The 13,337-nt window shown below is 32.5% G+C and carries 13 protein-coding genes and 1 pseudogene; 6 read left to right on the top strand and 8 right to left on the bottom strand.

Going from position 1 to position 13,337, the window contains the following annotated elements; all coding sequences use genetic code 11:
• Positions 1–61: 61 nt before the first annotated feature.
• Both G7082_RS04670 and G7082_RS15180 read left to right on the top strand, forming a co-directional pair.
• A complete protein-coding gene (locus G7082_RS04670) occupies positions 62–496 on the top strand; it encodes a GNAT family N-acetyltransferase (protein WP_420825028.1) in 435 nt (144 codons plus the stop codon).
• Positions 497–504: 8 nt separating this feature from the next.
• Positions 505–609: pseudogene (locus G7082_RS15180) on the top strand (adenylyl-sulfate kinase); the annotation flags it as partial.
• 471 nt (positions 610–1,080) lie between these two features.
• Here G7082_RS15180 and G7082_RS04675 read toward each other — a convergent pair.
• Entirely contained in the window at positions 1,081–1,185 is a 105-nt protein-coding gene (locus G7082_RS04675) for a putative holin-like toxin (protein ID WP_166034043.1), read from the bottom strand.
• Between the two features lie 367 nt (positions 1,186–1,552).
• Here G7082_RS04675 and G7082_RS04680 point away from each other — a divergent pair, with 367 nt between their 5' ends.
• From G7082_RS04680 to G7082_RS04695, 4 genes are all read left to right on the top strand, one after another.
• On the top strand, positions 1,553–1,852 hold the full coding sequence (locus tag G7082_RS04680) for a hypothetical protein (protein ID WP_166034044.1): 300 nt from the start codon (positions 1,553–1,555) through the stop codon (positions 1,850–1,852).
• A 75-nt stretch (positions 1,853–1,927) separates the two neighbouring features.
• A complete protein-coding gene (locus tag G7082_RS04685) occupies positions 1,928–3,829 on the top strand; it encodes a serine hydrolase domain-containing protein (protein WP_166034045.1) in 1,902 nt (633 codons plus the stop codon).
• Positions 3,830–3,858: 29 nt separating this feature from the next.
• Positions 3,859–4,533, top strand: coding sequence for a response regulator transcription factor (locus G7082_RS04690; protein WP_166034046.1), 675 nt, complete (start codon positions 3,859–3,861; stop codon positions 4,531–4,533).
• A complete protein-coding gene (locus G7082_RS04695; protein WP_166034047.1) occupies positions 4,530–5,882 on the top strand; it encodes a sensor histidine kinase in 1,353 nt (450 codons plus the stop codon). Before G7082_RS04690 ends, G7082_RS04695 begins: the two co-directional genes overlap by 4 nt.
• A 78-nt stretch (positions 5,883–5,960) precedes the next feature.
• Here the strand turns inward: G7082_RS04695 and G7082_RS04700 are convergent, their stop codons facing one another.
• From G7082_RS04700 to G7082_RS04730, 7 genes are all read right to left on the bottom strand, one after another.
• Positions 5,961–7,193 carry a hypothetical protein gene (locus G7082_RS04700; protein WP_166034048.1) on the bottom strand — a complete coding sequence of 411 codons (1,233 nt, stop codon included), beginning with the start codon at positions 7,191–7,193 and terminating at the stop codon, positions 5,961–5,963.
• 1 nt (position 7,194) lies between these two features.
• Positions 7,195–8,277 carry a hypothetical protein gene (locus tag G7082_RS04705; protein ID WP_166034049.1) on the bottom strand — a complete coding sequence of 361 codons (1,083 nt, stop codon included), beginning with the start codon at positions 8,275–8,277 and terminating at the stop codon, positions 7,195–7,197.
• Positions 8,278–8,287: 10 nt separating this feature from the next.
• On the bottom strand, positions 8,288–9,175 hold the full coding sequence (locus G7082_RS04710; RefSeq protein ID WP_166034050.1) for an ABC transporter ATP-binding protein: 888 nt from the start codon (positions 9,173–9,175) through the stop codon (positions 8,288–8,290).
• A gap of 145 nt (positions 9,176–9,320) precedes the next feature.
• Positions 9,321–10,352, bottom strand: coding sequence for an inositol 2-dehydrogenase (gene iolG / locus G7082_RS04715; protein ID WP_166034051.1), 1,032 nt, complete (start codon positions 10,350–10,352; stop codon positions 9,321–9,323).
• An 18-nt stretch (positions 10,353–10,370) separates the two neighbouring features.
• Complete coding sequence (locus tag G7082_RS04720) at positions 10,371–10,688, bottom strand: PTS sugar transporter subunit IIB (RefSeq protein WP_086951676.1); 318 nt, start codon at positions 10,686–10,688, stop codon at positions 10,371–10,373.
• A 14-nt stretch (positions 10,689–10,702) separates the two neighbouring features.
• Positions 10,703–11,707, bottom strand: coding sequence for an inositol 2-dehydrogenase (gene iolG, locus G7082_RS04725; protein WP_166034052.1), 1,005 nt, complete (start codon positions 11,705–11,707; stop codon positions 10,703–10,705).
• 23 nt (positions 11,708–11,730) lie between these two features.
• On the bottom strand, positions 11,731–13,326 hold the full coding sequence (locus G7082_RS04730) for a solute:sodium symporter family transporter (protein WP_166034053.1): 1,596 nt from the start codon (positions 13,324–13,326) through the stop codon (positions 11,731–11,733).
• Positions 13,327–13,337 lie beyond the last annotated feature (11 nt).

Raw genomic sequence — 13,337 nt, forward strand, 5'->3', positions numbered from 1 at the left:
ATTTTTTTATAATTTAATCGTATGTTAAAGAAAGATAAGTTCATTCATACAAAGGAGAGAAATTATGGAATTAATTATTAATAACGCCCCTTGGCAACGTGCCGCAGCGCTTTACGTTAGAATGTGCGTCTTTGTTTTAGAAAGAGGGATTAGTTTAGCCGACGAGTTTGATGATGCTGATATAGATGGGACGGTTTACGCTGTAATTTACGATCAGGCGCTTCCCATTGCCACAGGTCGCCTTTTAAAAGAAGATGATACACTATGTCGCTTCACTCGAATTGCTACGTTAAAAGAGTATCGAGGGCAACAGCGAGGTGCTAAAATTATCCACGCTTTAGAACAATATGCTATCTCACAAAACTTTAAAAAAGCTCAAATCCATTCAGAATTAACGGCTAAAGTTTTTTATGAGAAACAGGGATATATAGCTGTTTCAGAAGTATATGATGAAGATGGTGTACCTTGTCAGACGTTGGAGAAGGTATTTTCATGATTATCTAGATAAACGGAGCATATGGAGCTGGAAAGACAACCATTGCGGAATTACTTCATCAAAAGTTGAAAGGCTCTTATCTTTACGATCCTGAAAATATCGATGACTTTTTAGCGCCATAATTTACTTTCTCCCATTCAAAAAGGTGATTTTCAAGAGACTACAAGAAAGAAACTCTCATCAAATTACTTCGGGGACGGAAAGAGCAGATGTTATTTTAAAGCATTTTGAAAAAATTGATAATGAAAAAATTACGCCAGAAGAAGTAGTTGAAGTGATTTTAGAAATAGTAAAAAAATATAAAAAAACAAAACATCTTAGTTGATTAAAATGTCTTGTTCTTCATATTAAAAATTTACTCATATAACCCATAACTTCTCTTACATAATAAAGGGAGATAGCTCATTCATTAAATCATAAGTTGAGGATAGTGATAGTATTGATACTATGTTTTTATAGACAATATTGTGATATAATAATATTGTAAGGGACGCATTGGTAGTACGTCCCTAGATAGAACCGTTTAAGACGGTAGCAAGTAATATTATTTAAAAATAACCGTTAACTCGCCAAAGTTACGACGGTTATTTTTTTTTGTCATTTTTCAGAATGAGAACAATAGTTGATACCAATGTTAGTGTAAAACTACCAAAGGCAATCATCAATTGTAAGGCTTCCGATGTGGACAAAAGGCTTCTCCCTTCCTAGATTCAACACTTATTTTCATAAGCATCACCTCGATTCAAAGATAGCCACCGTCATAAACTTTTCTATCTTAAAATTATAACATAAATGAATTGCTATCACTTCTCGACTTTGATTTTAATAAAAAAATTAATTCAGCCAGTTTTGGTTGTTTAAAAAATTATATATAGAAATTATTAATAATATAAGGCGTGAATTACTCAGACTATTCAAGAAGATTCGGAAGCAGTAAAAGAGTTTATAATGATAGTCACTATGTAACTCCGCCCAATATTTATGAGATTCCATTCCATCAACTCCCTGTACTCGCTTTTTCTTTTATTATATACTAAATAAAAAAAGGAGGCTCCAATGAAGAAATCTGATTTAGACAAATACAATCCAAAAGCCGATGAGATGACGGATTTTGATTTTTTTAATCTTGGCAATCTAGCTTCTGAACCAACAATAAATAAAAATAATCTTAGTTTCTGGTTACCTTTTTTCACCTCTTTTGTCGGTCTCTTAATATTACTTTTAAAATCAACTTATTATCTAACCAACTATGGCGATTCTCTGACAGCTTTAGCCATTTCTCTCATCCTTATCCTAATCATAAGCGTCCTTTTTTCTTTGCTAGTTCAAGCTATTTTCAAAAATATATTCACCTAAAAATCCACTTGTTCATACTCCGTTCACAAAAGGTTATTACTCTTAGTGAGAAGAAACTATTTAGGAGGAAATCACATGAACACCATAAAAAAATGGCACCTATTTTTATTAGCCTTTACCACACTACTTATGACTCAATCAGCAAACATCGTTGAAGCTGAGTCTCTCACCAACCAAGATGAAGTCAAAAGCTTTGTCGATACCCATATGGAAAAAGACTTAGACAAGTATCACATTCCAGGTGCTGTTATTGCCATCGTTAAAGATGATGAAATTCTCTATTCAAAAGGCTACGGCATGGCAGATATTTCTAAAGATAAGAAAGTTGATGCTGACAAAAGCATGTTTAGAATTGCTTCTACTACTAAATTATTCACTTGGACAGCTGTGATGCAATTAGTCGAAGCAGGTAAAATTGATCTTGATACAGATATCAATACATACTTAACATCATTTAAAGTTCCTAACACATTTGATAAACCGATTACAATGCGTGACTTAATGACCCATACAGCTGGTTTTGAAGAAGGTGGGGTGGGCTATCAAATCACAACAGATACCAAACGTTTAAACACCACTATTGCAGAAACTCTTGAAAAACATGCCTTGGCTAGAGTTCGACCTCCTGGTGAAAAAGCGTCTTATTCAAATTATGGGGCTGCTTTAGCGGGCTTAATTGTTGAAGATGTCAGCGGATTATCATATACAGATTACATCCAAGAAAATATTTTTAATACTCTTGATATGAAACATGCCACTCTGGCAGAACCTTTACCTAAAAAATATAAGGACAATGAAGTCATCGGCTACAACTACACGAATGAAAAATTTACACCTGGAATACCTACCTATGAAGGAGGATTTAGTCCGGCTGGAGCGGGAACTGTTTCGGCAAATGACATGGCTAAATTCATGCTAGCTCATCTTAACAATGGCACCACACAAGGGAAAAGATTATTAGATAAAAAAACAACTAATACCATGCACCAAACTGCCTTTCGTTTCGATAAACGTTTACCCGGTTCTGCCCTTGGCTTTCAAGAAGGCGAAATAAACGGCAAAAAAACATTATCTCATGCGGGAGCAGATACGATGTTTATCACTGACCTATATCTCGTTCCAGAAGAGAATATTGGTATCTTCTTATCTTATAGTGGCGGTCAAGCCGATGATGCGCTAGCCTCTATGAAGAAACATATTTTTGATTATCTTTTCCCTATAACTAAAAAAGAGTCACCAACGTTTATCCCCTCAACAAAAGAGGAATTAGCTAATTTCACTGGTTCTTATAAGTTCACTCGACGTAACTATAGTCATATTGATAAATTTTTTAGTTTATTAGTAGAAATGAAAGTCGCTCAGGAAAACGGACAACTGGTCATTGGACAAGGCAACGAAAAAGAATATTTCAAAAAAATTGATACTAATTTATTTCAACAAGTTGACGGGCAACAAAAAATTTCGTTTAAAACAGATAAATCAGGAAAAGCGACAGATATGTTGTTAAGCATTATGCCTGATATGCCTCTTGAAAAAACAACTTTTTGGGATCAAAGTAGCGTTTGGTTAATTCTTCTTGCCATATCTATCGCTATCTTTATCATCGTAACGATTATTTTACTTATCCAATTAAAAAGAAATAAAAAAATAAGTCACCATTCTAAACAAACCATTTGGTTGACGATTATTACAGCCATTATTTCCATCCTAACGCTTGGTTTAACGGTCACTAATGTTTTAAACATGGATGTTCTACAAAGACTAAGTGAAGTCACCTTAGCCTTAAAATTATTCTTGTTCTTACCCTTATTTGTCGGAGGATTAACCTGTATTTTACTCGTCAGAAATGGCATGGACTGGTTCAAAAAAGAATCCTCTTTAGTGATTCGAATTCTAACAACCACTGTTTTCTTAGCTGCATTGACGACTAGTCTGTTTTTTATTCATTGGAATTTAATGGGTTGGCTTTTCGGCTAATTGACAATTAAAAAAGGAGCGTGAGAAGTATGAGTCAATTACTCATTGTTGATGACGATACCTCAATACGAGAACTAATGAAACTTTATTTAAAAAATGAGGGATTTGATATCCTTGAAGCAACTAACGGAACCCAAGCTCTATCCATTATCGAATCCCAACAAGTTGTGTTAGTCATTCTAGATATTATGATGCCCGAAATGGACGGTTGGGAATTAACTAAAAAAATCCGAAAAAACTTCTCTGACCTTCCTTTACTAATGGTTTCTGCGAAAGGTGAAACAGTCCATAGAATCAAAGGGTTTCAATTAGGAACAGATGATTATTTAACAAAACCCTTTGATCCTTTTGAATTGGTTCTAAGAGTTAAAGCTCTTTTAAAACGAGCAAAAATCAGCGCTTCTCAACTGGTAGAGTTAGAGACCTTGACTCTAAATAAATTAACCTATGATGTCATTAACAAGGACGAAAAAATCATTCTACCACCAAAAGAATTTGAACTCTTATTTGTCTTAGCAAGCTATCCCAATCAAATATTTACAAGAGAACAGTTAATTACGCGCATTTGGGGCATTGACTATGAAGGAGACAATCGAACGGTAGATGTGCACATTAAACGAATTAGAGAAAAGTTTACTCATGAAAGTGACGTTTTTTTCATTGAATCTGTTCGTGGTCTAGGCTATCGCTTGGTGATTTTATGAGAAAAACACTCTATTCACGCATTGTTTTTGTTTTTATTAGTATCTCTATCATCAGTTTAATGATGTCGACCTTTATTGGACTCTACTTATTTCAACAAAAGATTAATTACGAAGGACAAAACAGCATGATTGAAAAGGGTAAGGAAATGACTGAAATCTATAATGACTCTCAAAAGCAATCGCCTGACTCTTTTTTTAACCAGATGACTCAGCTAACTTCTTATCCCATTCATTTATATGAAACACCGGATAAAAGCCAATTTTTTACCCTAGATAATAACAATGTCGCTGATATCAGCCAAGAAAGTATTCAGGATGTTCTATCAGGTAAGACATACCGTTCGACTAAAAAACAAAAAGACACCTACATTGGCTTCCCTATGATAATTAATGAGAAGCGAGTCGCTGTTTTTTTACAGTTTTCTTATGAAAGTGAAGCGATTTTTAATCTACTTATTCTTTTCATTATTATTAGCACCTTAATTTTAGGTAGTCTATTGATTCTAATGGCTGCACGGTACCTGATTCTTCCTTTAGAAAAACTAAAAAAAGCGACAGAATTAATTGCAGCTGGTGATTTTGATGTGACTCTGGATTTAAAAAGACAAGATGAAATTGGAGAATTGGCTAACAGTTTTAATAAAATGACCTTAGAGTTAAAACAAATTGAGGAAATGCGCCAAGATTTTGTTTCTAATGTCTCACATGAAATCCAATCACCTTTAACCTCCATTTCAGGATTTGCCAAGGCATTAAAAAATGAGCAACTGATTTCTGCGGAGCAAAGGCCTTACTACTTAGATATTATTGTTTCTGAAAGTGATCGTCTCTCTAGATTAGGCGATAATCTTTTAAAATTAGCATCCCTTGATTCAGAACATCATCCATTTAATATCGAAATTTTCGATGTCACTGAACAAATAAGACAAGTCATTTTAACGCTCGAATCACAGTGGTCTCAAAAAAATATCAACTTTATATTTCTAAATGAAACGGCAACACTGATTGAAGGCGATGTTGATTTACTTCAACAAGTTTGGATCAACCTTATTTCTAATAGCATTAAATTTACTCCTGAATTCGGAAATATCACAATTGATCTTGTTTCAGACGACAAACTAGCTGCTACTATTAGTGATACAGGAATCGGCATCCCTGAAAAAGAATTATCTAAGCTATTTCAACGGTTTTATAAAGCTGATAAATCCCGTACATCAACAGAAAGCGGCAATGGTTTAGGTTTAGTCATTGTTAAAAAAATTGTTGAATTACATCACGGAGAGATTCAAGTCAAAAGTCAATTTGAAGCAGGAACACAAGTTAGTCTCGAATTACCTCTTAAACAATAAAACAAAAACCATCACCCAATTTTTCTCTGGATGATGGTTTTCATTTTTATGAATAAATAATTATATATTTTATAGGCCCTAACTTTTTTCAGCTTTCTTAACAGTACTGAAAATTACCAATATTATACTTACTAGCATAGAAAAAAAATATTTAAAAACAGAAAAATTTTCTTTTAATAATTTAGATACATTCTCCCCATTAAAATACGATTCATTTTGAATAAATAATCTAAATACTTTTATAAAATCTAGTCCATCCGCATGTTCCCCTGATAAATACTTAATATTAGTATAATCTATTCCAATAATATTTTTTACAGAATCTAGATATACAAATGGATTATACCCACTTACTGGCGTCCTAATTAACCTAGATAAATAATAACCCAATAAACTTATTATTACTAAGTAAATAAAAGATAAAACAGATTTTTTAAAATATACTACACACAACTGATATAGTACTAATATAAACAAATAATTGATTCCAAAAATAAACATTATCCGCACCCAATACTTCCATATGGGAATAAAAATAGTGGTATTTACCTTAGATATTAAAACTGGATAATCAAAATTACCACTACCATATATCACTGACGATAAGAAAAATCCTAGCACAAGAAAAACAAATAGAAACACCATAGTTTGAATATATGAAATGAATAAATGAGATAATATGAAATTAGCTCTATTTTTAGGTTGCGTAAATGATAATTTTATTTTCTCTGATTCGTAAGCCTTACCAAATGGATCTCCAAATATATATACTAAAAAAAGCATTCCAGGTAAAGAACACATAATATTTACTAAAAAATTTAAAAAACCTACGCCAGTTATTCCATACCGAAGTGATTCTTCTTCTAATCCCAGCCGTTCCAATTTCTCATTACTTAGTACCTTATTTCTAATATAATTATCAGTTAACCGGCTCTCTACATGATTAAGTTCAGTCACTGTTTTATAATCTTTTAAAAAAATATTTTCTATATTTAATGGTACTATTTTTTCACTAACATTTTTTAGATACTCTATTTCTTGATTGTGATAACAAAAAAAGACTTTTCGATCTTCTTTTGGATATTCCAATGACCATTTTTGCAGCTCTTTCTCGGCATTAGTGCTTGAATATATTAACAAAAGGCTTTGATAATCTTCTTTTAAGTAATCCAATCTCGATGTTTGCTCTTTTGAAAGAATACTTTTATTAAAGAATAATAAAAAAGGTAATAAGATAAATAATACAGATAACATGACTATATTTTTTTTAGTTTTAAAAAAATTTTTTATTATTAAATTAGTATTTTCCATATCAAACCTTCTTTATTAATATTTCCAACGTTATTTTTCGAATAATAATTATGACAAAGATGAAACTTATAATAAAATAATAGAATAAATTGGTTGTACTAAAATAATAATTTTTGATAAATAAACTAGCATTAAAAATAAAGAAGAAATAATAACTTACTGGACTAAATATCTTTTCTGATAACATATTAGCAACGTAAATACTTAAAATGCTTATTAGTAACGTTAAATGATAATTCTTTATTATCATAGAAATTAGTTCCACAACAGACATAATCAAAATGACTCCTAGCAAGTTCACCAAAGTAGTAATAACTATATATTTAGAAATCGGTATTATGTGTGTGTTATCTATAAATATTGGATAATCAACACTTCCTTGTCCATTAATGATATATCCTACAACAAAAAAAATTGAAATATACAATAAAAAAACACTTAGATAAAGACAAAAAATTGTTAAAAATTTTTTATTATAATACTTTTTTAACGGACTCGGTTGTACTTTTATTAATTTTATTTGCTGATTTTCCAATTCGCTTGTCCATATATCTGATAAAAACAAAATCAAAAAAAGAATTCCTATCGATCCAAACCATAAATCTAAAGAGAATTTCAAAAAATAAACACCACTCAGCCCTACTTCATTAGAAATTTCTGCCAAATCTTTTCGAGCTAATTCCGTAAAGACCATTCTTTTTTTCAATAAATCTTTTTCTTTAATAAAATCAGTATCATATTCTTTTTGATAATCATAAATCAAGTCATAAAAATCCTTTTCAACTTTAGCTTGCTCAGTTAAATTATTTTCATACTTCATACTTACTATTTCTTCTATCATACCCGAAATATCACTTAGCTTTTCTATTTCTCTACTATTTTTCTTTAAGACACTTTCATTAATTATTTTTTCATTAATTTCATTGTAAAGTTTAATAAATACACTTTCTTTATGATCAAAATAATCCTTATCCACGTTTTTTACATATACTACAGAGGATAATGGTATCACCAAAAATAGTACTAATATGAGTAGGATATTTTTTGTATTTTTTTGTATTTTCACTAGTTCAAATAAATACACTGCTTACCTCCTAACATTCAAATAACATCTTATAGAGTTGATACGTCATATTTTCTTTAAGTTCTATATCAAAGATAGTACATTTATTCTCTTTACATAGTGCAATAAAGTTTTCTTTTTCATACTCGTTCATCCTAATAGTTATTTTATATCGTGAAATCTTCTCAATTTGAAATGCTTTCTTTAACACATTAAATAAACTTGTTGTTATATCTAGAATCACATCATACTCCGTTTTTTGTTTCGAGAAATCTAATAGTAATTGTTGGTTATTACTTGAAATTAATTTACCTGATTTTAAAAATAAAATATCTGTGGTTAACTTTTCTATTTCCTCCAAGTTATGAGAAGATATTATTACTGTTGTTCCTGTAGAATGAAGAGCTAAAATTATTTTTCTGAAAATATCACATTTAGTTACATCCAATCCATTCAACGGTTCATCTAATAATAATAATTTTGGTTTACTCAAAATTGACATAGCCAGTAATAACGTCTGCTTCATTCCTAAAGAATATGTACTGACTTTTTTCTTCACGTATCTCTTCATATCTAAATCACTAATTAGATCTATCGTATTTTCCTGATTTATTTTATGGCATTTAGCTACATATAATAAATGATCCCATCCCGTAAGATTTGTGTATAAAATTTTACTGTCTTGCATATAAGACATTTTATTAAATATCCCACTGGAACTATTTAATTCATCAAAAATGTATATTTCTCCTGAATCTATACTTTCTAAATTACAAATAGCATTAAATAAAGTTGTCTTGCCTGAACCATTAGGAGCTACCAATCCAAGTATTTTAGGCTTCTCTATTTTAAAAAATAAATCATTAAGAATCAAATCATTTTTATAACTCTTATTAACGTTTTTTGCGTTCAAAATCATCACTAACCCACCTTTATATATATAATATTAAAAAAGTTCATAATACGCAAAATTTAATTATATTATAAACGAAATACATAATAATTTTTATAAACATCTAAAAAAAAACATCACCCAATTTTTTTCTGGATGATGGTTTTCTTCTTTATTTAATGTCAGACAATGAAACAAGTTCATCTTCTTCATAAGATTTTTGACAAGCGATGGCTACTTTTGTTGATTGTAAGCCGTCATTCGCATTAACACCTGGTTGGCGTTTTTCTTTGATACAGTTGATAAATTCAGCTGTTTCATTTACGAATGCTTGGCTGAAACGTTCTGGGAAGTTTTGTGAAGTTGGGCGTACCACACCGTGTTCATTCATGATGGTTACTAAATTTTTCTCAGGAACTTGAGCAATTCTTAACATCCCTTTTGTTCCGATTAATTCAGTTTCCACATGGTAACCATGATGACAGTTACGTCCTGCCACTAAAATACCCATTGTTTTGTCTGCCATTTGAAGCATAGCAGCACCTGTTTCAAGTTCGCCAACTTCATCAAGTTGTTTGTAAGCCGCATTTTTACCTAATGCCCACACTTTTTTAACTTCTTGGTTCGTAAACCAACGCACTAAGTCAATATCGTGAATCGACATGTCAGCAAACAAGCCGCCACTATTACTTGCTCCAGCAAATTTAACAAAACTTTCCATGCCGTCACTTGGATCAATGCCGTAACATCTCACTACGGTCAATTCGCCTAACTCACCTTTTTCTACCATTTCTTTTGCGTATTGGTAATCTGCATCATAACGACGCATGAAACCTAGCATAAAGATTTGTTCTGGATGAGCATCAATCACTGCCATTGTTTTTTCAATTTCAGCCACGTCTAAGCCGATTGGTTTTTCAGAGAAAACATGTTTGCCATTTTCCATAGCTTTTTGAATTTGCTCACAGTGAAGTCCTGATGGTGAAACGATAAAAATCGCATCTAGTTCTGGATCTTTAACCATCTCATCATAATTAGCATAAGTTTTTGTCACACCTAATTCTTTTTTAGCATACTCTAATTCTGCTTCCACCATACTACAAGCTGCGTACAACTCACAGTTTGGTACTCTAAATGCTAAGTTGCCTGCATGGACTTTTCCAAGTCGACCTAATCCAATAATTCCTACTTTAATATTTGACATTGTTTTCCCTCCTAGTGATTACCCTAGATGATTGATACGCTCCAAAATACGTTCCACATTCATAGAGATAAATTCATCATCTTGAATGCCAGTAATATGTGAGACACATTTTTTCTTCAATAGGATATCTTTAACTTCCGCTTCATGACGTTTCACTTGTGGTGCTAATAAAATCACGTCGTAATCACGGTAAGATAATTTTTCTTCAACGCGTGCAATTGGGGCATAATCAATCTCATAATCAAGTTGATGTACCTTCACGCTTTCTAACATTTTTGACACAAATAATGATGCACTAATTCCAGACTCACAAATAAAAAGAACACTTTTTCCCATGAGAAACCTCTTTTCTAGATTTTTTTGACTTGAACAGGTTTACCAGTTTTTAATGACTCGTTTGCTGCAAAGGCTAAACGTTGTGCCATAATACCATCTTCATAAGTAACAGGTGTGTCTGTGTCGTTGTGAATAGCAGCCACAAATTCTTCCACTTCTTTAATATAGGCATCGTTGTAACGCTCTAAGAAGAAATGTAATGGTTTTTGGCTATGAACGCCTTCAACTGTTGAAAGAGTCACATTATTCACTAATTCATTTTCTGCTTGAGAGGCACCTTTTGAACCAAATGCTTCTAAACGTTGATCGTAACCATACACCGCTTGACGGCTGTTACTAATGACACCTAAACAACCATTTTCAAAAGTTAATGTCACAACTGCTGTATCCACGTCCGTTCCTTTTAATTCAGAATTAACTAAAGCATCTCCCACAGCATAAACTTCCTTCACTTCACTCCCTGAAATGAAGCGTGCCATGTCAAAGTCATGTATCATCATATCAAAAAATAGTCCGCCTGACGACTCAACATATGATAAAGGTGGTGCCTCAGGGTCTCTTGAATCAATACGTAATAATTGGATATCTCCAATTGAACCATTGGCAACATGCTCTTTAACTTGAGCAAAGTTACGGTCAAAACGACGGTTCACACCAATTTGGAATTTCACGCCTGCTTCTTTAACAATTTGGTAAGTTTCAATCGTTTCTTCATCTGAGAAGCTAATTGGTTTTTCACAGAAGATATGTTTTTTCTTAGCTGCGGCACGTTTGATCATTTCAACGTGGGTATCTGTTGGTGTACAGATAAAGACGATATCAATTTCATCATCATTAAAAATTTCATCAAAATCTGCTACTAATGGGGCACCGTATTCTGCTTCAAAGGTTGGCATTTTATCAGCAAAAATATCTGCTACTTTTTTAACCGTCACACCCGACATTTGAACCAAGTTTCTTGTATGTAATTTTCCAATACGTCCGCCACCGATAACACCGACTACTAAATCTTTTTTCATGTTGACATCTCCTCGTATAATTTTTATCTTGCAAATCCGATTGGTGAGAATAAGATATATGTTCCAACAACAACAACTACAGTGATAATACTAACGACTTTGGTATGTTTCCAAGGGGTAATATCCACTTTCGTGTTGAAGACTTTTAATTCAAAATCGCCTTCTGGTTTTAATTTAGAAACGATTAACATCACAGCTAAATCTAGGAAGAATAACACACTTAATACGTATAAGAAGTGGATATCTTTTAAGAAAAACTTCGATAACGTATAAAGCACGATATGCATATAGATTGTAAATTTCGCTGCAAAGGCTGTTGCTTTTTTAGAGTAGAAAGCAAGTAAGATAATAACAAGTAATGGCATGTTGTAAAGACCATTAAACTCTTGTACAAATTGGTAAAGTCCTGCTGGTGCAAAACTAATTAATGGAGCAATTGCTACAGCTGAAAGACCGATCACAACCGTCATTAATTTACCAAAACGTGTAATTTGAGCATCTGTTGCATCTTTTTTGAAAACTGGTTTGTAGAAATCGAGTGATAATAGTGTTGACGTTGCATTTAAAGCACCTGAGAATGATGATAAAATCGCACCAAAGATAACTGCTGCAAAAATACCGTATAACATTTCAGGGAAGACATGTGTTACAAGTGCTGGGTAAGCTTCATCTGGTGTGTTAATTAATGCATCACCAAAGATGTTTCTTGCAACGATTCCTGGGAATACTAAGAATAAAGCGCCAAAGACTTTGAAGAAACCAACGATGAACACACCTTTTTGAGCTTCTGCTAAGTTTTTACCTGATAAAGCTTTTTGGACGATCATTTGGTTCGTACACCAGAAGTATAAGTTGTTAAACATCATACCTGTTAAAAGAGTTGGCCAAGGCACAACAGCTGAATCAATTGAACCAACTGAATTTAATAACCATGGTGTATTCACGACGATATGGTCTAAACCACCGACGAAACTACCATTTCCAAGCATAATGACACCTAATGCGGGAACAGAAAGACCACAAATTAGTAGTCCAAAGCCATAAACAGTATCTGAATAAGCACTTAGACGTAAACCACCGATTAATAGGTATAAAATACCCACAATTCCAATGGCGATTGATACAAAAATAATAGCGGTTAATGGGGCAACATCTAATAACTCATCAATTCTAAAAATCTTGTTAAATACCAGTGACCCTGAATAAAGTACTACTGGTAAAAATGAGGTAACATAAGTAATAACAAATAACAGTGACACAATTCGTTTGATTTTAGCGTCATAACGAATTTCAATAAAATCCGAAATCGTATTAATTCCGTATTTTAGATACTTCGGTAAAAAGACAGTGGCTAGTAAGACAATCGCAATCGCGGCTGTTACTTCCCAAGCCATAACTTCCATCCCAGCAATATAACTTTGACCATTTTGTCCCACAATTTGTTCTGTCGACAAGTTCGTCATAATAATTGAGCCGGCAATTGGAAGAGCCGTTAAACTACGGCCCCCCATAAAGAATCCTTCTGCCCCTTCAACGGATACGCCTCTTGATTTTTTAAAGGCAAATATCCAAACACACGTGATAATAACTAAAAAACTAATAACCGAAAATGAATTCATATTGGCACCTT

Source organism: Vagococcus hydrophili (genome assembly GCF_011304195.1).
Lineage (GTDB): Bacteria > Bacillota > Bacilli > Lactobacillales > Vagococcaceae > Vagococcus > Vagococcus hydrophili.